The organism is Bradyrhizobium sp. SZCCHNS1022, assembly GCF_032484835.1.
Classification (GTDB): Bacteria; Pseudomonadota; Alphaproteobacteria; order Rhizobiales; family Xanthobacteraceae; genus Bradyrhizobium.
In genome coordinates this window covers 1,582,769-1,607,238 of record NZ_JAUETT010000001.1, presented here as the reverse complement: position 1 = coordinate 1,607,238, position 24,470 = coordinate 1,582,769, and the positions used below count along the sequence as shown (strand labels likewise).

General features: G+C 64.0%; 24 protein-coding genes. 8 read left to right on the top strand and 16 right to left on the bottom strand.

What is annotated here, in order from left to right; all coding sequences use genetic code 11:
- Positions 1-109 precede the first annotated feature (109 nt).
- From purE to rpsU, 3 genes are all read left to right on the top strand, one after another.
- Complete coding sequence (gene purE, locus QX071_RS07250) at positions 110-598, top strand: 5-(carboxyamino)imidazole ribonucleotide mutase (RefSeq protein WP_315701547.1); 489 nt, start codon at positions 110-112, stop codon at positions 596-598.
- A complete protein-coding gene (locus tag QX071_RS07245) occupies positions 595-1,704 on the top strand; it encodes a 5-(carboxyamino)imidazole ribonucleotide synthase (RefSeq protein WP_315701548.1) in 1,110 nt (369 codons plus the stop codon). Before purE ends, QX071_RS07245 begins: the two co-directional genes overlap by 4 nt.
- A gap of 167 nt (positions 1,705-1,871) precedes the next feature.
- Positions 1,872-2,174 (top strand): 30S ribosomal protein S21, encoded by a 303-nt coding sequence (rpsU, locus tag QX071_RS07240; protein ID WP_315701550.1) that lies wholly within the window; start codon positions 1,872-1,874, stop codon positions 2,172-2,174.
- Positions 2,175-2,424: 250 nt separating this feature from the next.
- On the opposite strand, the gene QX071_RS07235 is transcribed toward rpsU, so the two are convergent.
- The 13 genes from QX071_RS07235 to QX071_RS07175 form a co-directional block, all read right to left on the bottom strand.
- A complete protein-coding gene (locus tag QX071_RS07235) occupies positions 2,425-3,294 on the bottom strand; it encodes a hypothetical protein (RefSeq protein ID WP_315701551.1) in 870 nt (289 codons plus the stop codon).
- A 93-nt stretch (positions 3,295-3,387) separates the two neighbouring features.
- Positions 3,388-3,672, bottom strand: a complete 285-nt coding sequence (locus QX071_RS07230; protein ID WP_315701552.1) for a cupin domain-containing protein — start codon at positions 3,670-3,672, stop codon at positions 3,388-3,390.
- A 17-nt stretch (positions 3,673-3,689) separates the two neighbouring features.
- Positions 3,690-4,787, bottom strand: coding sequence for an ionic transporter y4hA (locus QX071_RS07225; RefSeq protein WP_315701553.1), 1,098 nt, complete (start codon positions 4,785-4,787; stop codon positions 3,690-3,692).
- A 64-nt stretch (positions 4,788-4,851) separates the two neighbouring features.
- A complete protein-coding gene (locus QX071_RS07220) occupies positions 4,852-6,186 on the bottom strand; it encodes a sodium:proton antiporter (RefSeq protein WP_315703101.1) in 1,335 nt (444 codons plus the stop codon).
- A 100-nt stretch (positions 6,187-6,286) separates the two neighbouring features.
- Positions 6,287-7,087: an alpha/beta hydrolase gene (locus tag QX071_RS07215; RefSeq protein WP_315701554.1), complete on the bottom strand. Its 801-nt coding sequence runs from the start codon at positions 7,085-7,087 to the stop codon at positions 6,287-6,289.
- A gap of 35 nt (positions 7,088-7,122) precedes the next feature.
- Positions 7,123-8,298, bottom strand: a complete 1,176-nt coding sequence (locus tag QX071_RS07210; protein ID WP_315701555.1) for a serine hydrolase — start codon at positions 8,296-8,298, stop codon at positions 7,123-7,125.
- Between the two features lie 66 nt (positions 8,299-8,364).
- The gene (locus QX071_RS07205) at positions 8,365-9,762 is read right to left on the bottom strand and encodes an NAD(P)(+) transhydrogenase (Re/Si-specific) subunit beta (protein ID WP_315701556.1); all 1,398 of its coding nucleotides are present in this window, start codon (positions 9,760-9,762) and stop codon (positions 8,365-8,367) included.
- A gap of 41 nt (positions 9,763-9,803) precedes the next feature.
- Positions 9,804-10,121, bottom strand: a complete 318-nt coding sequence (locus QX071_RS07200) for a proton-translocating transhydrogenase family protein (RefSeq protein ID WP_315701557.1) — start codon at positions 10,119-10,121, stop codon at positions 9,804-9,806.
- 23 nt (positions 10,122-10,144) lie between these two features.
- Positions 10,145-11,272 carry a Re/Si-specific NAD(P)(+) transhydrogenase subunit alpha gene (locus tag QX071_RS07195; protein WP_315701558.1) on the bottom strand — a complete coding sequence of 376 codons (1,128 nt, stop codon included), beginning with the start codon at positions 11,270-11,272 and terminating at the stop codon, positions 10,145-10,147.
- 106 nt (positions 11,273-11,378) lie between these two features.
- Entirely contained in the window at positions 11,379-11,531 is a 153-nt protein-coding gene (locus QX071_RS07190) for an aa3-type cytochrome c oxidase subunit IV (protein ID WP_315701560.1), read from the bottom strand.
- 94 nt (positions 11,532-11,625) lie between these two features.
- Positions 11,626-12,012, bottom strand: a complete 387-nt coding sequence (locus QX071_RS07185; RefSeq protein ID WP_315701561.1) for a type II toxin-antitoxin system death-on-curing family toxin — start codon at positions 12,010-12,012, stop codon at positions 11,626-11,628.
- Positions 12,009-12,233, bottom strand: a complete 225-nt coding sequence (locus QX071_RS07180) for an AbrB family transcriptional regulator (RefSeq protein WP_315701562.1) — start codon at positions 12,231-12,233, stop codon at positions 12,009-12,011. The genes QX071_RS07185 and QX071_RS07180 overlap by 4 nt, the downstream gene beginning before the upstream one ends.
- An 89-nt stretch (positions 12,234-12,322) precedes the next feature.
- A complete protein-coding gene (locus QX071_RS07175) occupies positions 12,323-14,305 on the bottom strand; it encodes a M3 family oligoendopeptidase (protein ID WP_315701563.1) in 1,983 nt (660 codons plus the stop codon).
- A gap of 119 nt (positions 14,306-14,424) precedes the next feature.
- Between QX071_RS07175 and QX071_RS07170 the strand changes: the two genes are divergently transcribed.
- The 3 genes from QX071_RS07170 to QX071_RS07160 all read left to right on the top strand — a co-directional run bounded on the left by QX071_RS07170 (position 14,425) and on the right by QX071_RS07160 (position 20,360).
- Positions 14,425-15,930: a sigma-54 dependent transcriptional regulator gene (locus tag QX071_RS07170; protein ID WP_315701564.1), complete on the top strand. Its 1,506-nt coding sequence runs from the start codon at positions 14,425-14,427 to the stop codon at positions 15,928-15,930.
- A 345-nt stretch (positions 15,931-16,275) separates the two neighbouring features.
- Positions 16,276-18,450: a murein L,D-transpeptidase gene (locus tag QX071_RS07165; protein ID WP_315701565.1), complete on the top strand. Its 2,175-nt coding sequence runs from the start codon at positions 16,276-16,278 to the stop codon at positions 18,448-18,450.
- Between the two features lie 281 nt (positions 18,451-18,731).
- Entirely contained in the window at positions 18,732-20,360 is a 1,629-nt protein-coding gene (locus QX071_RS07160) for a DUF882 domain-containing protein (RefSeq protein ID WP_315701566.1), read from the top strand.
- Between the two features lie 122 nt (positions 20,361-20,482).
- On the opposite strand, the gene QX071_RS07155 is transcribed toward QX071_RS07160, so the two are convergent.
- Both QX071_RS07155 and QX071_RS07150 read right to left on the bottom strand, forming a co-directional pair.
- Positions 20,483-20,758 (bottom strand): DUF2312 domain-containing protein, encoded by a 276-nt coding sequence (locus QX071_RS07155; RefSeq protein WP_315701568.1) that lies wholly within the window; start codon positions 20,756-20,758, stop codon positions 20,483-20,485.
- Between the two features lie 353 nt (positions 20,759-21,111).
- Positions 21,112-21,408 carry a DUF1244 domain-containing protein gene (locus tag QX071_RS07150; RefSeq protein ID WP_315701570.1) on the bottom strand — a complete coding sequence of 99 codons (297 nt, stop codon included), beginning with the start codon at positions 21,406-21,408 and terminating at the stop codon, positions 21,112-21,114.
- Between the two features lie 205 nt (positions 21,409-21,613).
- On the opposite strand from QX071_RS07150, the gene QX071_RS07145 reads away from it, so the two are divergent.
- Entirely contained in the window at positions 21,614-22,201 is a 588-nt protein-coding gene (locus QX071_RS07145) for a DUF1036 domain-containing protein (RefSeq protein WP_315701571.1), read from the top strand.
- On the top strand, positions 22,198-23,634 hold the full coding sequence (gene pyk / locus QX071_RS07140) for a pyruvate kinase (protein WP_315701572.1): 1,437 nt from the start codon (positions 22,198-22,200) through the stop codon (positions 23,632-23,634). The genes QX071_RS07145 and pyk overlap by 4 nt, the downstream gene beginning before the upstream one ends.
- Positions 23,635-23,640: 6 nt before the next feature.
- Here the strand turns inward: pyk and QX071_RS07135 are convergent, their stop codons facing one another.
- On the bottom strand, positions 23,641-24,438 hold the full coding sequence (locus QX071_RS07135) for an IS5 family transposase (protein WP_315701573.1): 798 nt from the start codon (positions 24,436-24,438) through the stop codon (positions 23,641-23,643).
- Positions 24,439-24,470 lie beyond the last annotated feature (32 nt).

The following is a 24,470-nucleotide window of genomic DNA, read 5'->3' as shown; positions in this document are numbered from 1 at the left end:
TCGCCAAGACGGGATAGTGCATTCGCGTCTCCTTACCATGCCTTGCCGCGGTCGGGCCGGCCCCTATACTCCGGCTCATGTTTCTGGATTCCCGAGAAGAATTGAGCTTATGACTGCCCCGATCGCCATCATCATGGGAAGCCAGTCGGACTGGCATACCATGCGCCATGCCGCCGATACGTTGGCGGAGCTGGGATTAGGCTACGACGCCCGCATCGTATCCGCGCATCGGACCCCCGATCGGCTCTACGCGTTTGCCAAGGGAGCGAAGGCGGCCGGCTTCAAGGTGATCATTGCCGGCGCCGGAGGCGCCGCCCATCTGCCCGGCATGACCGCCGCTTTGACCGAACTGCCGGTATTCGGGGTGCCCGTGGAGTCCAAGACCATGTCCGGGCTCGATTCGCTTTATTCGATCGTGCAGATGCCCGCCGGAATTCCGGTCGGGACGCTCGCGATCGGCAAGTCCGGCGCGATCAACGCGGCCCTTCTGGCGGCAAGCGTGCTTGCGCTGACCGACGCGGAACTTGCGGCGCGCGTGGCAGCCTGGCGAGCACAGCAGACCGAGCAGGTCGCCGAACGCCCGGAGGGATCGGCGTGACTGCGTCTCATCCGGTGCGGCTCAAGCCCGGCGACACCATCGGCATTCTCGGCGGCGGACAATTGGGGCGCATGCTGGCGCTCGCGGCGGCGCGGCTCGGACTGCGCTGCCAGGTGTTTTCGCCGGATCCGGATTCTCCGGCTTTCGACGTCGTGCAGCGCGCCACCTGCGCCGAATATGCCGATGTCGAGGCGCTGGAGTTCTTCGCCAACGACGTCGACGTCGTGACCTATGAATTCGAAAACGTCCCCTCCGCGGCAGCCATGGTGCTGGCTGCGAGGCGGCCGGTGCTGCCGAGCCGGACGGTGCTGGAAACGACGCAGGATCGCCTTGCCGAAAAGGATTTCGTCACCTCGCTCGGCATTCGGACTGCGGATTACGCCGACGTCTCCTCGGTGGCAGGCTTGCGCGAGGCGATCGTCCGCATCGGCCTGCCCGGCGTGCTCAAGACCCGCCGTTTCGGTTATGACGGCAAGGGCCAGATCAAGATACGCCAGGGCGACGATCTCGAGCGCGCCTGGGCCGAGCTCGGTACGAGGTCCGCGATCCTCGAGGCGTTTGTTCCATTCGAGCGCGAGATCTCGGTCGTCGCTGCGCGGGCGGCCGACGGCCAGGTCGAATGTTTCGACGTGACCGAGAACGAACACCGCGATCACATCCTGAAGATCTCGCGGGCGCCGGCCGCAATCCCGGACGCGCTCGCCGAGCAGGCGCGCGAGATCGCCGGCCGGATCGCGACCGCGCTCGATTATGTCGGTGTGCTCGCAGTCGAAATGTTCGTGGTGCCCGGCAAACAGGGGCCGAGCGTGCTCGTCAATGAAATCGCGCCGCGGGTGCATAATTCGGGGCACTGGACCCTGGACGGCGCTTCGATCTCGCAATTCGAGCAGCACATCCGCGCCATCGCCGGCTGGCCGCTGGGCAAGCCGGTACGCCACGGCGAGGTCACGATGACCAATCTGATCGGCGACGAGATCAACACCTACGAGCAATGGCTCACCGTCCCCGGCGCGACCGTCCACCTCTACGGCAAAGGTACCCCGCGACCCGGCCGCAAGATGGGACACGTGACGCTGGTGTCGCCGACCCCGCCGAAATCCGCCTGATCCTACCCGCCCGCGGAACAGCTAAACTTTGCGTCAGGGTTACCAGGGCGGGTGGACATTGGTCCCGTAGTCTGATACATCGGCGCGCTCAAGGTTAAGGGCGAGGCCATTTGCCAGCCCTGGCTTCACCCGATTCCAAACCGATGTACTGAGAAAGAGGATGCCGCGTGCAGGTTCTCGTTCGCGATAACAATGTCGATCAAGCCCTCAAGGCGCTCAAGAAGAAGATGCAGCGCGAGGGTATTTTCCGCGAGATGAAGCTCCGCGGACATTACGAGAAGCCCTCTGAGAAGAAAGCCCGGGAAAAGGCCGAAGCCGTGCGCCGCGCACGCAAGCTGGCGCGCAAGAAGTTGCAGCGTGAAGGCCTGCTGCCGATGAAGCCGAAGCCGGTGTTCGGCGCTGGCGCCGGTGGTGACCGGGGTGCGGGCCGTGGTCCGGGCGCAGGTGCGCGCAGCGGCGGCATGCGCTGATCGCGAACCAATTCGAGTTTTGAGATGACAGCGCGGGCCTTCGGGCTCGCGCTTTTGTTTTGGGCTATGGCGTCGTCGGTTCACACGCCGTCGTCATGGGCTCCAATGCCCGGCTGCACAATCATCGGGAGACCGAGGTCGTCTACCTGCGACAGAGCGCCGCAGGGAAGGACCGCGGCGACGGCGACCACCGACGTCTCGTCTAATTCAGCTTTCCGGCCCGATCCGACCGGAAGCATTGCCCGACGAATTACTTCGGGATGACCGCGTGGAACACCGACTTGGCCGCGGAGAGCATATCCTCGGCGACGTTATGCATACGCTCCTTGGCGGATTCCGTGTCGGCGCGCAGATCGAGCGGGCGGAGCGGCGAAGCCAGGGGGATATCGGCCGGCGGCGTCGGACGCCCGTCCGGCTGAACCGAGCCGGTAATCGCAGGGTTGCCGGGCGGAGGACCAAGCACGACCGACGTGTCGGCTGGTGGCGTGGACACGGTGATCGGAGGCGGCAATGGCCGCACCGGAGACACCGGCGGCGGGGCAGCGGTCACGATGCGCGACGGATCCGCCGGAGCACGAGCAGGATCCGAGGGCTTCTCGGCAGGTTTGGTCGCCTCGCTCGCCCGCAGCCGCTCGATTGCGGCCCGGGCCAGATCGGCGGCGTCGCGGTGCTCTTCCGGAGCAGGCATCTCAGCGGGCGTGCTGCGCGCGATCAGCTTTTCCCGCGCTGGCACATGGCGCTGCGCCTCGGCGGGCGCATTTGCCGTCTCAGCCGGCTTGGCCTCGATCGACTTCTCTCCAGCAGCCTTTTCGCTCACCGACTTCTCGGCAATGCCCTTAGCCTTGATGCCGGGACCGGGAAAGTTCGAGAGCTCGACCGACGTCTCCGCCGGCTTGGCGTCCGGCTTCGCACCGGCCGTCTTGGAAGCGTCAGCCTTGGGAGCGTCGTTCTTGGAAGCGTCGTTCTTGGAGTCGACCGTCGTCGGCGCCACAGCCGCGACCGTGGCTGAAGGGGTGGCGGGCTTGGCGTTGATATAGTGATTGACGATGTACGCCCCGAGGATGGTCGCGACCACCGACGGGACGATCTCCATGGCGAGCTTTTTCAGATATTTCAGCATGCTGACCACTCCCCGCCGGTATTTGGGGGAACTTTGAGGCACAATTAAGGGATCAGATACGACACATCAGTGGCATTTTAGTAAAGAAAAGCTTTACGGCTTCAACTCAATTTCCAGGAAGACAATTTCGGAAGACGTCTCGTTCAGCACGTCGTGTTCCACACCTGCTTTGCGGAAGTAAGATTTCCCGACTGCAAGCTGCGCCGAGTTCCGTTCCCCGCTTGGCGCCACGATGGTCATCTCGCCGGCAGTGACGGGAACAATGACATAATCCATCTCATGAATGTGACGGCCGGTGGCGCTGCCGGGGGCCAGGCGCCATTCGGTGACGCGCACTTCGGGAGTGTCGACCTGAATATCGGATTTGGCGCTGAGCATCTCACGTTCCCTGCTGATCACGGCACGAACAACAGAAACACGAATACGGCGAACACGACCATGTGCACCAGCCCAAACAGGACGTTGGTCCTGCCGGTGCCGAAGGTGAGCATGCTCAGCACGAATGTCAGAATCAGGAGCGCCATTCCAGGCGGGTTCAGGCCGAGCACCAGGGGCTTGTCGAGCGCGTAGCCGGCCAGCCCGACCGCGGGAATGGTCAACCCAATGGTCGCAAGCGAAGAGCCGAGCGCCAGGTTGATGCTCCGCTGCAGATCATTGGCGCGCGCAGCCGAGATCGCCGCAACGCTCTCGGGCAGCAGAATCAGCGCCGCCACCAGCACGCCGGCCAAGGCCGGCGGGGCGCCGGTCGCGGCCACGCCGGCATCGACCACCAGCGAGAACTTCTTGGCAAGCAGCACGACCGACAGCAATGCCACCAGCAGGAGGCCGATGCTGAACGCGAGCATCCGCGGCGGCAATTTCGGATCATGGTCGGTGAATGCCGAAGCGCCGCTCACGAAATAATCGCGGTGTCGCGTCGTCTGGGTGTAAAGGAAAACGGCATAGAGCAGGATCGTGACCACGCTGACGAATCCGAGCTGGGCGGCGGAATAGACCGGCCCTGTCTCGGTCAAGGTGAAATTCGGGAGCACCAGCGTGATCGTCGCCAGCGTGAACAGCACGCTGAGATACAGATTCGCGCCCGAGACCTGGAAATCCTGCTCGCGGTAGCGCAGGCCGCCGATGAAAACGCAGATTCCGACCAGGCCGTTGCAGACGATCATCACCACCGCAAACACGGTATCCCGGGCGAGCGTCGGCACCGACTTGTCGCCGAGCATGATGGTCGCGATCAGCGCCACCTCGATCACCGTGACAGCCAAGGTCAGAAGCAGCGTTCCATAGGGCTCGCCGAGCTCATGCGCGATCACCTCGGCGTGATGCACGGCCGCAAACACCGTCCCGAACAGAACGATCAGCAATCCGCCAGCGAACACGAGGCCGCCTAATGTGGGCGCAAACTCGTAATGCGTGGCTGTCACCAGCGCAAACAGCACCACGGCCAATGCGGGAAAGACCACGGCCGATCTGGGCGTCGCGTTCACAGCACTCATGTGACAGAGCCCCTCAATTGTGCGTCCGCGATGCCCGCCGCACCGGCACCAGCTTGGCACTAGCTTAACCGGCGCCGAGCCGCGGCGAAATCGGCAGGAAGGTGAGCAGGAGAAAGAGCGGAATCAGCACCGCTGCCGCCCACAGCATATAGCCGAAAAAGCTCGGCATCCTGATGCCGCGCTCGCGGGCGATTGCCTCCACCATGAAGTTGGGCGCGTTCCCGATATAAGTCAGCGCGCCCATATAGACGGCGCCCATCGAGATCGCGGCCAGCGTGCCGGACAGCTCCTGCATCAGAGTCGACGCATTGCCGCCGGCGAGCTCGAAGAAGAGGAGGTAGGTCGGCGCATTGTCCAGGAACGCGGACATCAATCCGGTGAACCAGAAATAGGCCACTTCCCGCGGCGCCCCGCTCGGGGTCGTGACCGCATCCAACAGCCAGGCGAAGCTGCCGCTGCGGCCTGCATGCAGCATCGCCACCACTGGAACGATCGCGGTGAAGATCGCCGCGAACAGCTTTGCGACCTCCCGGATCGGCTCCCAGTTGAAGCCGTTGGCCTCGCGATGTTCGTCAGGCGTCAGCCACAACGACAGCATGGCGATCACGACCAGCAGCGCATCACGAACCAGATTCTGCAGCTCCAGATGCGTGCCGAAGACGTCGAACGTCACGCCTGGGTGCCAGTTCGCCGAGAACAGCGTATTGGCAACCACGGCTCCGATCAGCACGAGGTTGACGAGACCACGGATTCGAACCGGCTCGCGCCGCGTCTTATCGCCCATCCCTGGTTCAGCGCGGGACAGCCACCAGTCGAGTGCGACGAAAATGGCCAGCAGCAGCCCCGCTACGATCGCGGTCTGCGGCCAGATGTGCCGTGTGGTCCAGAAGAAATCGACCCCGCGCAGGAAGCCAACGAACAGCGGCGGATCGCCGAGCGGGCTCAACGCGCCGCCGACATTGCCGGCCAGGATGATGAAGAAGACCAGGACATGGACATTGTGCCGGCGGGTCAAATTGGCGCGGATCAAGGGGCGCACCAGGATCATCGCGGCGCCGGTGGTCCCGACGATGGAGGCGATCATCGTTCCCAGCGCCAGAATGCCGGCATTGGTCGCAGGCGTGCCTCTGATGTCGCCCGTGACGAGAATGCCGCCCGTCACGGTGTAGAGCGCAAACAGAAGCACGATGAAGCTGAAATATTCGCCGAGCAGCGCGTGAATGAATCCCTCGAACGCAGGCGTCGGGCCGGCAGACGATGTCAGCGCAGCGAAGGTCAAGAGCGACCAGAGAGCCGCGACCTTGCCGTAATGATGGTGCCAGAACTTGGGAAACAAGAGCGGCCCGAGCGCGATCGAGAGCAGCAGGCCGGCAAAGGGCAAGGCAAACGGCCAGCCCATGGCGGCGCCATCAAGCCCGGTGGCGGCCTGCGCGCTCACAGGCCACGTCGCGAGCAGCGCGACAGCAACAAACCAGCACAACAGACGCGTGATATTGGTCCTATGATCCGTCGATGAATCGCTTCGCTGTCTCCGTCGCACCAAACCTATCCAGATCGTTGTGACCGCCGTCAGGAAACGCTACGAATTGCTTGGGGTCATGCGCAAGCCTGTATAGTCGTTCCCCGAAGCGGATCGAAATCGCAGGATCCTTCTCCCCATGCATGATCAACAGCGGCACTTTGACGCGTGCGATCCGCAGATCGGATCGAAACCGATCCAGCATGAGCAGGCTGACCGGCGCGAACCGGAACATGGCGCCGGCAACCTCCACAATGGACGTATAAGGAGCTTCCAGGATCAGCTTGGCGATCGGCTTGTCGGCCGCAATCGCGGTGGCGACGCCGCTGCCGAGGGAGAAGCCCCAGGCCACGATGCGGTCAGGTGCATAGCGCGCGGCCGTGAAGGCATAGGCAGCGTCGGCGTCCAATAGCAGCCCGTGCTCGCTCGGACTGCCGGTCGAACCGGCATAGCCGCGATAGGATAGCGCGACGAGGCCGGTGCCATCGGCCGTCAACGCCTTGAAGCGCGGGACGAGACCCGCCAGGACATCGCCGTTGCCGTGGAAATACAGCACGACCTTGCGACCGGGCCTGGCCGGCACATGCCAGACGACGACCTTCTCGCCATCGGCCGAGGTCAGCACATGCTCTTCGGCCTGCGGAAATCCAGCCGCGTCAGGTGCCGTGCGGCCGACCGGCGGGATCGGAAACAGCATCGTGCGCTGCTTGACGAACAGCACGGCAAGCCCGCAAGCGTAGAGCCCGGCAAGGACGATAAGAAGCCATTTGAGGAGAGCCATCGGGCGCGCCGCCAAGTGCTTACCGGCATCAATCATCACATCAACAGGCTCGGCAGCACGGCCTCGCGCACGACGCGGATCGGCGGCATCCATTGATCGGGCGCGCTGTAGTTTCCTGCCATGACGACAACGATCAGGTCGAGATCAGGCATAACATAGAGCCGCTGGCCGCCATTGCCTGCGGCGCCGACCCAATGCTCCAGATGCACCTTGTCGCCGGCGCGAAACTCCATGTCGCCAAGGTACCATTGATAGCCGTAGCGCTGCAGCTCGTTGACGGAGACGCGCGGGACGAAACACTCCGTGAGCCAATCCGCGGGCACCACTTGGCGCGCACCAACCTTGCCATCGTCCATCACGAGCTGGCCGATGCGCGCGAGATCATGCAGCGTCATGCGCAGGCCGGAAGCTGCCACCGGCTCGCCATCGGCCGAGCCGCGTTGCCGGCCGACCCAGGTCTCGCTGCTGGTGATCCATTCCGTGCGGCCGATGCCGAGCGGATCGAACAGCGCGGTGCGCGCATAGTCGGACAATGAACGCCCCGTGCCCTTGGCAATCAGCCGGCCGAGCAGCGCGGTCGCGCCGCCACTGTATTGCCAGCGCTTGCCAGGAGGCCCGATGACTGGCCGCTCCAGCACGAAGCGATAGCGATCCTCCGCCATCTCCATGCCGATCTCGTCGTTATCTGGGCTGTCGTAGGCTAAACCGATCTCGTTCCATCGGGTGCCGAGCGACATCGACAGCGCATGTCCGACGGTCTGCTGCCTGCGCCGTTCATCGGCCGCAACCAGGTCCTGATATTCAGGGAACTGCGCGTAGAGCGGCGCGTTTGGCGGCGGAACCTTGCCGTCCGCGAGCGCGATGCCATAGAGCAGCGCGACGATGCTCTTGGTTGCCGAATAGAGATTGTGCAGCGTATCTGGGCCAAATCGCACGAGGCCCAGCGACTGCCCCCAATTATTGTCTTCCGCCTCGAAATAGCGTTCCAACGCGATCCGCCGGTGGCGCACGACGAGCACGCCGTGCAGGCCCCATACGCGCTTGTCCGCGATCAGTCTGTCGAGACGCGGCGCAAGGTCCGCCGTCAGGCCGGCATCGGTAGGAGCCGCTTTTTGCCATGGCCCGGCAGGCGCGGCTGAACTCGCGAGACCGACATCGCCAGCCGCCAAGGTTGCGGTTGCGCCTGCAATCACCTCGCGACGGTCCAGCATTGGATGGCTCCGGCCTAGTCTCTGGCCAAGCGAGTTTAGCCGGTTTCCGACATAGCGTCTGGTGATTTACATCGCCTTGACGATGCTCTCGGTCATCTTCTTGGCGTCGCCGAGCAGCATCATCGTGTTGTCGCGGTAGAACAGCGGGTTGTCGATGCCGGCATAGCCGGAGGCGAGCGAGCGCTTGATGAACATCACCGTGCCGGCCTTCCAGACCTGCAGCACCGGCATGCCGTAGATCGGCGAGGACTTATCCTCTTCGGCCGCCGGGTTGGTGACGTCGTTGGCGCCGATCACGAAGGCGACGTCGGCCTGGGCGAATTCGGAGTTGATGTCCTCGAGTTCGAACACCTCGTCGTACGGCACGTTGGCTTCGGCGAGCAGCACGTTCATGTGGCCGGGCATGCGGCCGGCGACCGGGTGGATGGCGTATTTCACCTCCACCCCTTCCTTCTTCAGCGTGTCGGCCATCTCGCGCAGCGCGTGCTGGGCCTGCGCCACCGCCATGCCGTAGCCGGGCACGATGATGACCTTGGAGGCATTCTTCATGATGAAGGCGGCGTCCTCGGCCGAGCCGAGTTTGGCCGGCTTCTGTTCGCCGGTGCCGACGCTTGCGGCTGCGGTCTCGCCGCCGAATCCGCCGAGGATGACCGAGATGAAGGACCGGTTCATCGCGTGACACATGATGTAGGACAGGATCGCGCCTGACGAGCCGACCAGCGCGCCGGTGATGATCAGCGCCGAATTGCCGAGCGTGAAGCCGATGCCGGCCGCGGCCCAACCGGAATAGGAGTTGAGCATCGAGATCACGACCGGCATATCGGCGCCGCCGATCGGGATGATCATGAGCACGCCGAGCGCCAGCGCCAGGACGACGTTCAGCCAGAAGAAGCCCGCGCTGCCGGTAACGACGAGGCCGACGATGCAGGCGACCAGGGCAATTGCGAGCACGATGTTGATGAGGTGCCGCGCCGGCAGGATGATCGGGGCACCGCTCATGCGCGCCGACAGTTTCAGGAACGCGATCACCGAGCCGGTGAAGGTCAGCGCGCCGATGGCGACGCCGAGCGACATTTCGACCAGGCTCTGGGTGTGGATGTTGGCGGGCGTGCCGATGTCGAAGGCTTCCGGCGCATAGAACGCGCCGGCCGCGACCAGCACCGCGGCCATGCCGACCAGCGAGTGGAAGGCCGCGACAAGTTCGGGCATTGCGGTCATCGGCACCCGGCGCGCGATCACCGCGCCGATGCCGCCGCCGATCGCGATGCCGAGAATGACCAGCATCCAGGCGACGCCATCCGCCGGCGGATGATTGGCCAGCGTGGTGACGACCGCAATCACCATGCCGGCCATGCCGAGGAAATTGCCCCGCCGGCTGGTGGCCGGGCTCGACAGGCCGCGCAGCGACAGGATGAACAGCACACCTGCCACGAGATAAAGGAGTGCCGACAGATTGGCGTTCATTGCGAGATGCCCCGTTGATGCCTGCGCGCGATGCGGCGTTGTTACCTGGACTTCTTCTTGTACATGGCCAGCATGCGCTGGGTGACGAGGAAGCCGCCGAAGATGTTCACGCAGGCGAAGATCAAGGCGATGAAGCCGAAGCCGCGCGCCCAGCCGCTGCCGCTCGAGATCATGCCGACGCCGACCGCGAGCAGCGCACCGACCACGATCACCGAGGAGATCGCGTTGGTGACCGACATCAGCGGCGTATGCAGCGCAGGTGTCACTGACCATACGACGAAGTAGCCGACGAACACGGCCAGCACGAAAATCGAGAGCCGGAACACGAAGGGATCAACGGCTTGGGCGACATGCTCCATGACTTTTCTCCTGATGCCTCTGACTATGCCTTCGGCTGGAAATTCGGATGGATGATGGCGCCATCCTTTGTCAAAGCCGTGGCCTTGACCAGATCGTCATCCCAATTGACGGCCAGGGATTTGGTTGCCTTGTCGATCATGGTCTCGATGAAGGACAGGAGGTTACGCGCATAGAGGCTGGAGGCGGAGGCCGCGACGCGGCCAGCGAGGTTCGGAATACCGACGATCTTGATGCCGTCGACGTCGACCGTCTCCCCGAGCTTGGCGCCCTCGACATTGCCGCCGCGCTCGACGGCGAGGTCGACCAGCACCGAGCCGGGCCGCATCGATTTGACCATGTCGAGCGTGACCAGCCGCGGGGCCGGCCGGCCCGGGATCAGTGCGGTCGTAATGACGATATCCTGCTTCTTGAGATGCTCGGCCGTCAGCGCCGCCTGCTTGGCCTGATACTCCTTGGACATTTCCTTGGCGTAGCCGCCGGCGGTCTGCGCACTCTTGAACTCCTCGTCCTCGACGGCGAGGAATTTCGCGCCAAGGCTCTCGACCTGCTCCTTGGTGGCAGGCCGCACGTCGGTCGCGGACACGATCGCGCCGAGACGACGCGCGGTCGCGATCGCCTGCAGGCCGGCGACGCCGACGCCCATCACGAAGACCTTCGCGGCCGGCACCGTGCCGGCCGCGGTCATCATCATCGGGAAGGCGCGGCCAAATGCCTCGGCGGCCTCAATCACGGCGCGGTAGCCCGCAAGATTGGCCTGGCTCGACAGCACGTCCATCACCTGCGCGCGGGTGATGCGCGGCATCAGCTCCATGGCGAAGGCCGAGATACCGGCATCGGCCATTGCCTTCAGTGCGCCATCATTGCCGTAGGGGTCCATGATCGCGATGACCAGCGCGCCACGCTTATATTGGGCAAGCTCCGACGGCTCCGGCCGCTTCACCTTGATGACGATGTCGGCGTCCTTGAGCGCATCCGCGCTCACCGTGGCGCCGGCGGCAGCAAACTCGGCATCCGGCACGCCCGACTTGACGCCGGCGCCCGGCTCGACCGCAACCTCGGCGCCTAAGGACTTGAATTTCTTCACCGTATCGGGCGAGGCGGCAACCCGCGGCTCCGACGGGTCGATTTCCTTGGCGACGGCAATCTTCATGAGGCCTCCGGCGCGGGCGCGCGCGCGAGCTGGTAGGGTGCGGAATTCCAGGTGTTTCAGCCGGGCGGCCGAAAGCCCGCCGGCAACTTGCGGCGGGCAAATGGACTTAAGTGAGGAAAATTGCCATCAAGATGACGATGAGCGCGACGGTGATGGTGCCGTACTTCACCAGCTTGATGAAGCCCTCATAGGTCGCCTCATGCGCCGCGTAGTCGTTGCCGTCAGCCGTCGAATAGGCGACTTCGCCGTGATCTGCCATCTGGGTCCCCCGAAAAATTTCCTTTAATGGCTCGCATAGCGCAAAGCCGGTCGCAGGGCAACGGCGCCCCGATTGCACGCCTTTTCTTATCAGGTCATTGAGGCGGCCAATTGTCCCGGATCCAGCGGGTCAGACTGACCTCGCCCGCAGCGAGGGAGAGGATGATGATCGTGGCCTGTGCAGGATCGGGCGCAAAGGCCGTGCCGTTTCTTCGGAGAAACGTCGTCATCACCGTGAAAGCGATCCGCTTGTTGCCGTCGACAAAGGCATGGTTCTTTGCAAGGCCGAAGGCATAGGCCGCCCCGAGCCTAGGCAGCATGGCGTGCTCGTAGCTCCATTTATTGACGGGCTCCTCGAGTGCCAAGCGGAGCATTCCCTCGTCGCGGAAGCCCGACGCCCCGCCGAAGCGGCGGAGTTGGCGGGTATGGATCGCGATGGCCTGCTCGTAACTGATCCAGAGCGGCTCCGGCGCCTCGCTCATTTCGCGAGGGCCACCAAGGTATCCCTGTACTGATCCATGATCTCGTCGGCGATCTCCATCGTCCGCTCGAAATCCGGATCGTAAGGCAGCGCCTGGAAGCCGCCGCCGGGAAGCTCGACGATATGCAACTGCTGGCCGCGCTTGAGATCGAGCCGTTGCATCAATTCGCGCGGCAGCAAGAGCCCATCGGAATTGCCGATCTTCTTGATCTCGATCTTCATGACAGGCTCCAGATAGCCTACGGGCGCGTTATACAATCCGTACAACACGCCCGAGGCAACCGTTTAACAGATGTTTTACGTCCCTGCCCTCACCCCATCGTCTCCAGCTCGTCGATCATGCCGGCGATCACCGACAGGCCGCCATCCCAGAACTTCGGGTCCTTTGCGTCCAGGCCGAACGGCCTGAGCAGCTCCGAATAATGCTTGGTGCCGCCGGCAGCGAGCATCGCGAGGTAGCGCTCGGCAAACCCGTCCGCGGCGTGCTCGTAGACCGCATACAGCGAATTCACCAGGCAGTCGCCGAACGCATAGGCGTAGACGTAGAACGGCGAATGGATGAAGTGCGGGATGTACATCCAGAAATTCTCATAGCCCGGCTTGATCTCGATCGCCTCGCCGAGGCTCTCGTTCTGCACCGACAGCCAGATCTGGCCGATGCGCTCGGCAGTGAGTTCGCCGTTCTTGCGCTCGGTATGCACGGCGCGCTCAAACGAATAGAACGCGATCTGCCGCACCACCGTGTTGATCATGTCCTCGACCTTGCCGGCGAGCAGCGCCTGGCGCTGCTTGGCATTCTTGGTCTCGCCCAGCAGCCGCTTGAAGGTCAGCATCTCGCCGAACACGCTCGCGGTCTCCGCCAGCGTCAACGGCGTCGGCGCCATCAGCGCGCCATTCTTGGCCGCCAGCACCTGATGCACGCCATGGCCGAGCTCATGGGCGAGCGTCATCACGTCGCGCGGCTTGCCCTGATAGTTCATCAGCACATAGGGATGGGCGGAGGGCGTCGTCGGGTGTGAGAAGGCCCCGGGCGCCTTCCCCGGCCGCACCGGCGCATCGATCCAGCGCTGATCGAAAAAGCGCTGGGCGATGTCGGCCATGTCAGGCGAAAAGCCGCGATAGGCCGTCAGCACCATATCCTTCGCCTCGGGCCAGGCGATGGTCGAGGTGGCGGCGAAAGGCAGCGGCGCATTGCGGTCCCAATGCGCGAGCTTCTTCTTTTTGAACCAGCGCGCCTTCAGAGCGTAGTAGCGATGCGACAGTTTCGGGTAGGCCGCGCGCACCGAAGCAACCAGCGCGTCCACCACCTCACGCTCGACGCGATTGTTCAGATGGCGGGAGTCCGCGACGTCCTGGAAGCCGCGCCAGCGGTCGGAAATGTCCTTGTCCTTGGCGAGCGTATTGGTGATCAGCGCAAAGGTGCGCTCATTGGCCTTGAAGGTCTTGGCCAGCGCTTCGGCAGCCGCCTTGCGCTTGGCGCCGTCGCGATCCTGCAGGAAGCTGAGCGTCGGCTCGATTGCGAGCTCCTTTCCGCCGACCTTGAAGCGAAGCGCGGCGATGGTCTGGTCGAACAGCCGGTTCCAGGCCGAATAGCCGGTCTGTGATTTCTCGTGAAACAACTGTTCGACGCGATCTTCGAGCTGGTACGGCTTGTCCTTGCGCAGATCCTCGATCCAGGGCCGGTAATGGTCGAGCGCGGGCGCCTGCATCGCACGCTCAATCACCGCATCGTCGACGCGGTTGAGTTCGAGCGGAAAGAACAGAAGGTGCATCGAGGCCGCGGTCAGCCGTTCCGAAATATCGCCGTAGAATTTGGAGATTGCAGGATCGACGCTGTCGCCGGCATGCACGAGCCCTGCATAAGACCCGAGCCGTCCTGCGAGATCGTCGATCGCTTCATAGCGTCGGACGGCTCCCGCGAGCCACTCACCGCCATCCTCGCGCGCAGTGTGCTCGGCGAGCTTGCCTTTATAATCGGTCTCGAACGCGATGCAGTCCGCATCCATCTGCTCAAGATCGCGCGTGATCTCCGGAGCCTCGATTCCCGCATAGAGATCGTCCAGGTTCCACACCGGCAACGCGCCGGTCTTGATGCCGCCCTTGACAGCGCTCTTGGCGGCAGCCTTGACGACAGTCTTGGCGGCAGTCTTGGCGACCGGCTTCGCCGGCCCCTTGGCGAGACTCTTCTTGGTCGGCTTCGCTGGGGCCTTGCCCTTGGCGACTGACTTGGTGGCCGGCTTCGCAGTCGGCTTGGCGGTCTTGCGGAGGGCAGAAGAAGAAGCGCGCGAGCTCATCGTGTCCGTAACCTGTTGTTCAAACGTTGTCGCGAACCGCAACGATTAAGGTTGCGTTAATCGGTGTCGGCGAGAGTGCCCCGATTCGAGACAGATAGTTGTAGCGTGCGAGGAAAGCCATGGCTGCCAGCATTTTGATCGCCGACGACGATCCCGTCCAGCGTCGGCTGGTGGAGAACATGGTACAGAAATGCGGCTATGAAGCGATTGTCGTCGACACCGGCGACGCGGTCATCGACAAGCTGACCGGCCCTGATGCGGCCGCCATCGACGCTCTCCTGCTCGACCTCGTGATGCCCGGTCTCGACGGCATGGGCGTGCTCGCGAAGATGCGCGAAGCCGGTCTGTCCATCCCCGTGATCGTGCAGACCGCCCATGGCGGCATCGATAACGTCGTCTCGGCCATGCGCGCCGGCGCGCACGATTTCGTGGTCAAGCCGGTCGGCCTGGAGCGGCTGCAGGTCTCACTTCGCAACGCGCTCAACACTTCGGCGCTGAAGGGCGAATTGCAACGCATCCGCCACAGCCGCGAGGGGCGACTGACCTTCGCCGACATCATCAGCCGCAGCGAGGCGATGACGCCGATCCTGCGCATCGCCGACAAGGCTGCGGCATCCGCGATCCCGGTCCTGATCGAGGGTGAATCCGGCGTCGGCAAGGAGCTGTTCGCCCGCGCCATTCACGGCAGCAGCGAGCGCAAGAGCAAACCGTTCGTCGCGGTCAATTGCGGCGCAATCCCGGACAATCTGGTGGAATCGATCCTGTTCGGCCACGAGAAGGGCGCATTCACCGGCGCGACCGAACGCCACATGGGCAAGTTCGTCGAGGCCCATGGCGGCACCCTGTTCCTCGACGAGGTGTCCGAGCTGCCGCTCACCGCGCAGGTGAAGCTGTTGCGCGCGCTGCAGGAAGGCGCCGTGGAGGCGGTCGGCGGCCGCAGGCCGGTGAAGGTCGATGTGCGCATCATCTCCGCGACCAACCGCAAGCTGCTCGACCAGGTGAAAGAAGGCCATTTTCGCGAGGACTTGTTCTACCGCCTGCACGTGCTGCCGCTGACGATCCCGCCGCTGCGCACGCGCCGCGAAGACATTCCGCACCTGTTGCGGCATTTCCTCGCGCGCTTCGCCGCCGAGGAAAATCGTGTGCTGACCGGCATCAGCGGCGAGGCGGTCGGCTATCTCACCCAGCTCGATTGGCCCGGCAACATCCGCCAGCTCGAGAACGCGGTCTATCGCGCCGTCGTGATGAGCGAGGGCGACCAGCTCGATCTCGCCGATTTCCCGCTGATTCCCACCCATGCACCGCCGGTGCAGCCGGCGCCGCCGCTCGTCATCGAGCGTCCCCTCCAGGCGGCACCTGCAGTCGTTCCAGGTAATGAAATACCAATCGCTCCCCTGCCCCTTCACGGCGCTTTGGCCATGCTCACGCCGGAGGGCGAGGTCCGCCCGTTGGAAGAGCTCGAAAATGAGATCATCCGGTTTGCGATCACGCATTATCGCGGCCAGATGTCCGAAGTGGCGCGACGGCTGAAGATCGGCCGCTCCACGCTCTATCGCAAACTCGATGACATCAATGGCGACGATGCCGAGGCGGACACCAGTGCGAGCCACCCTCCGGTCGAATGAGGCAAATCGCCCCCCTGCATCGAATTAGAGCGACATGCCCTCTTGATCGACTGAAAAACGCCGCAAGGCTGCGCAACCATGGAACATCTGAACCGTTGCCTTGCGGTGACAGACACAGGAAAAAACGCGTGGCACAAACGCACGATAGAGCTGATCGGGTTTTTTCCGGAGAGTCAGTTTGTCGTGAGTTGCTCCGCATGGCGCTGGCCGCGTAAGCGGGGCTTGGTTACCGTTTGACGTAATTCGTTGCGTGCAGGCGTGCCGCTCTCAGAAACTGGCGCTTGAGCCGACCGACGAAAACCGACGCTGCTCCCTGCCGGAGCAGAACATCCAAGGGAAGCGACGATGCGAGACTGTTCGAAGAACCGTGGTGGATATGACCGCGTGCTGATGGCCGTCGCGGCAAGCTTCCTCGCGGTATCGGCAACATCGGCGCTGGCGCAAAGCGATGCGCGCAGCAGCGCCGCCGAACTCGCAATCGAAGCAGCGATCCCGCGGCCGGAGCCCGCCAATGTGCCGCCACCGACCGCAAGCGACTTCAAGCTCGACACCACCGCCACGGTTTCGCCGGATGCGGCCAAAGCGCCTGCAGCACCGCAGGACACCGCGACCGCGCCGCCTGCTCCCGTGATCAAGCCGGCGAGCAGCGCGGCTGCGCCGTCGACCGAGCCGGACAAGGCCGCGACGGCACCGGCCGCCGCGCCATCCGCTCCGGCCACGGCCACTGCGCCCACCGCCGAGCCCGCAAAGGATCCGGTCAAGGCCGCAAGCAATGTGCCGGCCGCCGACCAGCCGGTCGCCGATCGCCTGCGCGACCTGATGACCACCAAGGGCCTCCGCTATTTCGATCGCAAGGCCGAGCGTGCGGCCGTCGAGAAGTTCTATACGACCCGCGACTACGCCCCGATCTGGACACAAGCTGGCAGCCTGACGGCGTCGGCCAAGGGCGTCATCGCACGGCTGCAGGATGCCGCTTCCGACGGGCTCAATCCCGAAGACTATCCGGTGCCGGATTTCGCCGCGGCAACGAGTTCGCCCGATGCGCTCGCCGAAGCCGACCTGAAGCTGACCGCCAGCATGCTGGACTATGCGCGGCAGGCGCAGAGCGGCCGCCTGCACTGGTCCCAGGTCTCCGGCGACATCCAATATCCCGAGCACCCGGTCGATCCGAACGAGGTGCTCGCCAATGTCATCGGCGCGAAGGATGCCTCCGCCGCGCTCGACAGCTACAATCCGCCGCAGAAGCTCTACAAGGAGCTGAAGGCCAAGCTCGCCGAATTGCGCGGCGATACGGGTGCCGGCACGATCAAGATCGATGACGGCCCGGCGCTGAAATATACGCCGGCGCGCGGCAAGAACGCGCCGGAGGCCGAGGCCCAGATGTCCGATCCGCGCGTGCCGCAGCTGCGCGCCAGGCTCGGGCTCACCGAGAACGCGGACGACACCAATTACGATGCCAAGCTCGCCGCCGCCGTCCGCAAATTCCAGGCAGGCGTCGACCTCAAGCCGACCGGCATTCTCGATGATCGCACGGTCAAAGCGCTCAACACGCCGAAGCGCGACCGGCAGATCGACACCATCGTCGTCAACATGGAGCGCTGGCGCTGGCTGCCGCGCGATCTCGGCGCCCCCGGGATCGGCGACGCCTATGTGATCCTCAACATTCCCGACTACACGCTCAAGGTCATGCAGCACGGCGCGCAGGTCTGGACCACGCGGGTCGTGGTCGGCAAGCCGGGAATTCACGCCACGCCGCTGCTGACCGAGACCATGAAATACATCACGGTCAATCCGACCTGGAACGTGCCGCCCTCGATCGTCTATGGCGAATACCTGCCGGCGCTGCAGCAGGATCCGGACGTGCTCGCGCGCATGGGTCTGAGGCTGGAGCGAAACCGCGACGGTTCGGTGCACATCTCGCAGCCGCCGGGCGACGGCAATGCGCTCGGCCGCGTCCGCTTCAACTTCCCGAACAAGTTCCTGGTCTATCAGCACGACACGCCGGACAAATACCTGTTCGCCAAGGACGAGCGCGCCTACAGCCATGGCTGCATGCGCGTGCAGTATCCGGATCAATATGCCTCGGTGCTGCTCAACATCACGCAGCCGAACGAGCACTACACGCCGGAGAAGATCCGCAGCATGTACGGCTCGAGCGAGGTCGATCTGAAATTCCCGACCCCGATTCCGGTCAACATCACCTATCAGACCGCCTTCGTCGACGATGCCGGCAAGCTGCAAGTCCGCAAGGACATCTACGGCCGCGACGCCACCATGATCGGGATGCTGAAGAACAACCGCGGCAAGGACCTCGAAAACGTGGTCGCCCACGCGCAGCCGAGCTATTCGCGCCCAACCGGACCGCTGCCGAGTTCAGTCAGTGTCGCCAGCGGCAATGATTTCTCGTCGGGGCCAAACTTCTTCGAGCGCCTGTTCGGCGGCGGCTTCGGCAACCCGACGCCACCGGCTCCGGTGGGGCGTCGCGGCCAGTCACAGCAGCGCCGGATCTTCACCCGCTGAGCTGGCGGGCCGACTGTTCCAGCTTGTCCGGCTGATTCGCCAACCTCGCTCCCGGCCCGTGGCCCGTGAGCGGGGTTGTTCTTTTGGTAACCATTCCAACCCACCAAGAATCACTGGCACTTTTTCGCCACACTCAAGCGCTTATGTTAAGCCTAATCTGGGGGGCGGGCCGGTCAATCTCCCTTAACCATCCCGCCTTAAATACGCGTTTGCTCTCTCTTCCGCCGGACGGGCCGCAAGAGGGTATTTGAGTAAACGCTCGTCGACGGGTGGGCTGCATCTTGCTGTCTATTTTCGCGCGCCAATGGCATTCGCTGCCCAGGACGGGCCGCAAGGCTGGATGTCAGATCGGCTTGGTCTCGGTGCTGCTGTTCGGCGCTGCCGGGTCGGTCCATGACGCGACGGCACTGAACGAGACCCGCACGCTTTCCTTTCACCACACCCATTCCGGCGAAGACCTCACGGTCACCTTCAAGCGCGAGGGCCGCTATGACGAAGAGGCGCTGAAGAAGCTCAATCATTACCTGCGCGACTGGCGCACCCAGGACGAGACGGTGATGAATCGCCATCTGTTCGACATCCTGTGGGAAGTCTATCGCGACGTCGACGGCAAGCAGCCGATCCAGATCATCTCGTCCTACCGCTCGCCGGCCACCAATGCGATGCTGCGCCGGCGCTCGGCGCATACGGGCGTGGCCCGCTACAGCCAGCACATGCTGGGGCATGCGATGGATTTCTTCATCCCCGGCGTGCCGCTCGAACAGATTCGCTATGCCGGCCTCCGGCTGCAGCGCGGCGGCGTCGGCTTCTATCCGACGTCCGGCTCGCCCTTCGTTCATCTCGATACCGGCAATATCCGCCACTGGCCACGAATGACCCATGACCAGCTGGTCAGAGTCTTCCCCGACGGCCGCACCGTTCATATTCCGTCCGATGGCGCGCCGCTGAAGGGCTATGAGCTCGCGCGGGCCGATATCGAGAAGCGCGGCAATGGCGATGATGCAGGGTCGAGCAAGCCGAGCCTGTTTGCGCGGTTGTTCCGTGGCCGTCCTGCCGAGGATGAGGAGGAGAGCGCCTCGGAAGCCGATGCCAAGCCGGTGCAGGTCGCAGCGATGGCTCCGGCCAAAACAACGGACCCGAAGGCCGGCGACAGCAAGGCGGCGAACGGCAAAGCCGCGGACGCCAAACTGGGCCGCGGCAAGCTCGTGAACACGTTGCAGCTTGCTTCCGCCGATTCGCAGCTGGTTCAGGCCGGCAAGCCGCAGCCGGCGTCATCGGCTAGCGGCGGGGCGCAGACCGCCGGCGACCAGGCTGCACCGCAGACCATGTCCGACATCATCAATGCGCGCGGCTTCTGGGGGGACGATCCCGCCAATCCGAAACAGGCGACCCCCGAGCAGGTCGCAGCGATTACGGCGCGCCACGCGGCCGACCCGCAGCCGACTGCCAGTCTGATGAACGCGATGGCGTTCGCGCCTCCCGCTTCCTCCCCGGTCGACCGCTCCCGGATCGTCGCAGCATCGGCACCGATCCCGGTCCGCAACACCCGCTCGCCGGCACGCAATGCGGCACCTGCGGCCGAGACCACCACGCCGGCCGCCAAGGACCCGCAAGGGCATGACGGTGTGATCACGACCGAGACGCGGATTTCCGCCGCCAAGAGCACCGACACGATCTGGATGCGGGCGATGTTGCTGGCCCCGAGCGTGTCGAGCTCGATGTCGGTCACCACACTGGGCGACCCCGACCTCACGCTCATGCGCAACTATTTCGTCAAGCCGCAGATGGTGCTTGCGATGAGCTTCTCGGAGGATCCTGCGCAGGGCCTGAGCTACGTCCAGTTCTCGGGCTCGGCGACGGTGAAGCTCGAGACGAAGGCCTTCGTCTTGCGCTCCGCAGCATTGCGCTGACGGCACTGCCCCGGGGCTAGCGAGCGTCGCCCCGGGCGAAGACACCGCAGTCGCCGTACGCCAATAAAACGACGCTCCCCGTCGCGGACGGGAAGCATCGGAACGAAGCATTCGATGTCAGCTCAGATCATTCCCAGCGCCTGCATGTAGGTCTCGAGAATGCTCTCTTCTTCCTGGCGCTCGTTGGGGTCCTGCTTGCGCAGGCGGATGATCGTGCGCAGGGCCTTGACGTCGAAACCGTTGCCCTTGCTCTCGGCATAGACGTCCTTGATGTCTTCGGAGATCGCCTTCTTCTCCTCCTCCAGGCGCTCGATGCGCTCGATGATCGACTTCAGTTGGTCTACGGCAAAGCGGGTTGCAGGCGAGTCGTCATCCTTCGCAGCGGCGGCGGTGGCCATCTGATACTCCTGAGTGGAACTGGTGTGGCTCGATGAGGGCGCCAATCGTTGCAAGGCGCGCGTTCTTTCAGGAAGACCCTCAAATTTGGCGTGCCCTGCGTCAAGGCAACATCGCCCTCATCCACAGCGCGCCCACATCTTGTTGCGGCCACACGCCCGCAGCCCACAAAATGCGGCCGCGCCGCTTGCGTTTTTCTTGCGTCTCCTGGATCGGCCCGATTCGCGACTGTGGCGCAGGCTTTCTCCCGTCCTATCCCGCGAAAGTAACGGGAAAGGAAGCATCCAACCTATCGTTGGGCAGACGGCTCAGGGGGATTCATCCGAATTGACCGGGCATGATTCGCCAGCACGATTCAGTGACCCGGATGCACCTTTTTCATCGCCTCGAGCTGCTCAGCCGTCGCCTCGCGCTGGTACTTCGTCTTCCATTCGTCGTAAGGCATGCCGTAGATCGCCTCGCGACTCTCATCCTTGGTCATCGGGACGCCCTGCGCATCCGCAGCGTCCTTCAGCCAGTTCGACAGGCAATTGCGACAGAAGCCGGCCAGATTCATCAATTCGATATTCTGAACGTCGGTCCGGCTCCGCAGGTGTTCGACCAGCCTGCGGAAAGCAGCCGCCTCAAGCTCGGTCCGGGTGGTTGTATCCATCGTCGCCTCTTTCGTGTTCCGTTCCCTGTGTCGCGTTATGCCAGATTTCTGGTATATAGTCTGGCCTCGTCGCCGGTTTGGCCAAATCGCGTTGCAGCGAAGAGCTTGGGGGCTCGGTTGCAGCGTTGCATCGCCATCGCCCTCAATGTTGAGAGCCGCAGCCAAGTCACGCGACACCATCCAACGTTTGATATAGCGTCGCGCAATGATCCCCGAAATCTCCGCCCTCCTCCGTTTTCCGATCTGTCGGCCGGGTGTCGGACTGCTGTCGGTGCTCGGTTTGGCAATGCTCTGCCTCTGGACCAGCCCGGCGGCGGCCGATTTCCGCCTGTGCAACAACACCTCGAGCCGCGTCGGCGTTGCGCTCGGTTACAAAGATGCTGAAGGCTGGACCACCGAAGGCTGGTGGAACGTGTCCTCGCGCAGCTGCGAAACCCTGCTGAAGGGAACCCTGGTCGCGCGCTATTACTATATTTACGCGCTGGACTATGACCGCGGCGGCGAATGGTCGGGCCAGGCCTTCATGTGCTCACGCGACAAGGAATTCACCATCAAGGGCACCGAGAACTGCCTGGCGCGGGGCTTCGACCGCACCGGCTTTTTCGAGGTCGACACCGGTGACCAGCGCGCCTGGACCGTGCAGCTCACCGAAGCCAATGAGCAGCCGGCGCAACAGCGGGTGCCCGGCATCCCCGGAACGCTGGGGCCGAGCGGCAATGTGCCGGGGCTGCCGGCCCCGCCGCAAGGCGCTCCGCCCGCAGCTGCGCCGCCTGCCGCAGCGCCGAAGCCATGAGGCGGCTGCGCCGGATCAAGATCCTGGCGACCCTGGGCCCGGCATCCTCGGACAGCGGGATGATTCGCAAGCTGTTCGAGGCGGGTGCCGACATCTTCCGCATCAATATGAGCCACACCTCTCATGACAAGATGCGGGAGCTGGTGGCCACGATCCGTAATGTCGAATCGAGCTATGGCCGGCCGATCGGCATCCTGGTCGACCTCCAGGGACCGAAACTCAGGCTCGGCACCTTTGCCGATGGCGGGACGCAGTTGCAGAACGGCCAGAGTTTCATGCTGGATTCGGACAAGACGCCGGGCGATTCGAATCGCGTCTACCTTCCGCATCCGGAAATCCTCGCTGCGCTGCGACCGGGCCACGTGCTGCTGCTGGACGACGGCAAGGTGCGTCTGGTGGCCGAGGAGACCTCGCCGACTTTCGTCGTCACGCGCGTCGTGGTCGGCGGCCGCATGTCCGACCGCAAGGGCGTCAGCCTGCCCGACACCGATCTGCCGGTCTCGGCGATGACGCCGAAGGACCGCGCCGATCTCGATGCCGCGCTCAACACCGGCGTCGACTGGATCGCGCTCTCCTTCGTGCAGCGCGCCGACGACGTGCTCGAAGCCAAGAAGATCATCCGCGGCCGCGCCGCCGTGATGTCCAAGATCGAGAAGCCGCAGGCGATCGACCGCCTCACCGACATCGTCGAGGCCTCGGACGCGTTGATGGTGGCGCGCGGCGACCTCGGCGTCGAGCTGCCGCTGGAGCGGGTGCCGGGCCTGCAGAAGCAGATGACGCGGCTGGCGCGACGCGCCGGCAAGCCCGTGGTGATCGCGACGCAGATGCTGGAATCGATGATCCAGTCGCCGGTGCCTACCCGCGCCGAAGTCTCCGACGTCGCCACCGCGGTCTATGAGGGCGCCGACGCCATCATGCTCTCGGCCGAATCGGCGGCCGGCAAATATCCGGTCGAAGCGGTCTCGACCATGAACCGGATCGGCGAGGAAGTGGAGCGCGATCTCGTCTATCGCTCGGTGATCACCGCGCAACGGCCGGAGCCGGAGTCGACCGCCGGCGATGCCATTGCCGATGCCGCGCGGCAGATCGCCGAGACGCTGGACCTGCCGACCATCATCTGCTGGACCTCGTCTGGCTCGACCGCGATCCGCGTCGCGCGCGAGCGGCCGAAGCCGCCGATCGTCGCGATCACGCCCAATCTCGCCACGGGCCGCAAATTGTCGGTGGTCTGGGGCGTGCATTGCGTGGTTGCCGAGGATGCGCGCGATCAGGACGACATGGTCGACCGCGCCGGCTCGATCGCCTTTCGCGACGGCTTCGTCCGCGCCGGCCAGCGCGTGCTGATCGTCGCGGGCGTGCCGCTCGGGACACCCGGCACCACCAACATGGTGCGCATCGCCTATGTCGGTCCGTCCGGCGACGCTTACATGTGAGCGCAGCTAGGACGCGGACTCATTAAGGCGCAGCCACAACCGGATTGACGCGAGTTGAACAAATGCAAGGTAGTTGGCGGCGAGCCTGTCGTAGCGCGTCGCTACCCGACGGCATTGCTTGATCCTGTTGAAGAACCGTTCGACCTGATTGCGAGCGCGGTAGAGGTACGGGCTGAAGCAGATCGGATCGCTGCGATTGCTTTTCGGCGGGATGTTGGCCCATGCGCCCTTCTTCATGGCAAGCTCCCTGATCCAGACGGCGTCATAGCCTCGGTCGGCAAGCAGCATCGATCCGAATTTAAGACGGGACAGCAGTTTTCCGGCCAGTCGAACGTCGTGCGCCTCGCCGGGGCTCAACGCCAGCCGTACAGGCGGCAGACCATTGCCATCGACCACCGCGTGGATTTTGCTCGTCAAGCCGCCGCGTGACCTTCCCATCGATTGGCGCGGGTTCCTTGTGATACAGGCCCCATGTTGATGCACGCGAACAATAGACGTGTCGATCATCTGCACCGCAGCATCATGAGCACCGGCCAGTGCGCTCATGAGCTTGGGCCACACGCCCGCCCGTCGCCAGCGAGCGAACCGATCGTAGCAGATCGTGTACGGACCGAAGTTTTCTGGCAGGTCACGCCATGGTGCTCCAGAGCGCAAGACCCAGAAGATGCCATTGAGGACACGACGGTCATTCACTCGTGGCACACCGCGCGGCTGATTCGGCAGCATCGGCTCAATAGCGAACCACTCATTGTCTGTGAGTTCGTAGCGCACGATCGGCCCCTTCCGTCTGGTGGCTTGAATCATGGCTCGGCTGTCAGGCTCAACTGGTCGCTATG

Coding starts and splice junctions, on each gene's coding strand:
- purE (WP_315701547.1), top strand. CDS start 110: ATGACTGCCCCGATCGCCATCATCATGGGAAGCCAGTCGGACTGGCAT.
- QX071_RS07235 (WP_315701551.1), bottom strand. CDS start 3,294: ATGCTGAAATATCTGAAAAAGCTCGCCATGGAGATCGTCCCGTCGGTG.
- QX071_RS07230 (WP_315701552.1), bottom strand. CDS start 3,672: ATGCTCAGCGCCAAATCCGATATTCAGGTCGACACTCCCGAAGTGCGC.
- QX071_RS07225 (WP_315701553.1), bottom strand. CDS start 4,787: ATGAGTGCTGTGAACGCGACGCCCAGATCGGCCGTGGTCTTTCCCGCA.
- QX071_RS07220 (WP_315703101.1), bottom strand. CDS start 6,186: ATGGGCTGGCCGTTTGCCTTGCCCTTTGCCGGCCTGCTGCTCTCGATC.
- QX071_RS07215 (WP_315701554.1), bottom strand. CDS start 7,087: ATGGCTCTCCTCAAATGGCTTCTTATCGTCCTTGCCGGGCTCTACGCT.
- QX071_RS07210 (WP_315701555.1), bottom strand. CDS start 8,298: ATGCTGGACCGTCGCGAGGTGATTGCAGGCGCAACCGCAACCTTGGCG.
- QX071_RS07205 (WP_315701556.1), bottom strand. CDS start 9,762: ATGAACGCCAATCTGTCGGCACTCCTTTATCTCGTGGCAGGTGTGCTG.
- QX071_RS07200 (WP_315701557.1), bottom strand. CDS start 10,121: ATGGAGCATGTCGCCCAAGCCGTTGATCCCTTCGTGTTCCGGCTCTCG.
- QX071_RS07195 (WP_315701558.1), bottom strand. CDS start 11,272: ATGAAGATTGCCGTCGCCAAGGAAATCGACCCGTCGGAGCCGCGGGTT.
- QX071_RS07190 (WP_315701560.1), bottom strand. CDS start 11,531: ATGGCAGATCACGGCGAAGTCGCCTATTCGACGGCTGACGGCAACGAC.
- QX071_RS07185 (WP_315701561.1), bottom strand. CDS start 12,012: ATGAGCGAGGCGCCGGAGCCGCTCTGGATCAGTTACGAGCAGGCCATC.
- QX071_RS07180 (WP_315701562.1), bottom strand. CDS start 12,233: ATGAAGATCGAGATCAAGAAGATCGGCAATTCCGATGGGCTCTTGCTG.
- QX071_RS07175 (WP_315701563.1), bottom strand. CDS start 14,305: ATGAGCTCGCGCGCTTCTTCTTCTGCCCTCCGCAAGACCGCCAAGCCG.
- QX071_RS07170 (WP_315701564.1), top strand. CDS start 14,425: ATGGCTGCCAGCATTTTGATCGCCGACGACGATCCCGTCCAGCGTCGG.
- QX071_RS07165 (WP_315701565.1), top strand. CDS start 16,276: ATGCGAGACTGTTCGAAGAACCGTGGTGGATATGACCGCGTGCTGATG.
- QX071_RS07155 (WP_315701568.1), bottom strand. CDS start 20,758: ATGGCCACCGCCGCCGCTGCGAAGGATGACGACTCGCCTGCAACCCGC.
- QX071_RS07150 (WP_315701570.1), bottom strand. CDS start 21,408: ATGGATACAACCACCCGGACCGAGCTTGAGGCGGCTGCTTTCCGCAGG.
- QX071_RS07145 (WP_315701571.1), top strand. CDS start 21,614: ATGATCCCCGAAATCTCCGCCCTCCTCCGTTTTCCGATCTGTCGGCCG.
- pyk (WP_315701572.1), top strand. CDS start 22,198: ATGAGGCGGCTGCGCCGGATCAAGATCCTGGCGACCCTGGGCCCGGCA.
- QX071_RS07135 (WP_315701573.1), bottom strand. CDS start 24,438: ATGATTCAAGCCACCAGACGGAAGGGGCCGATCGTGCGCTACGAACTC.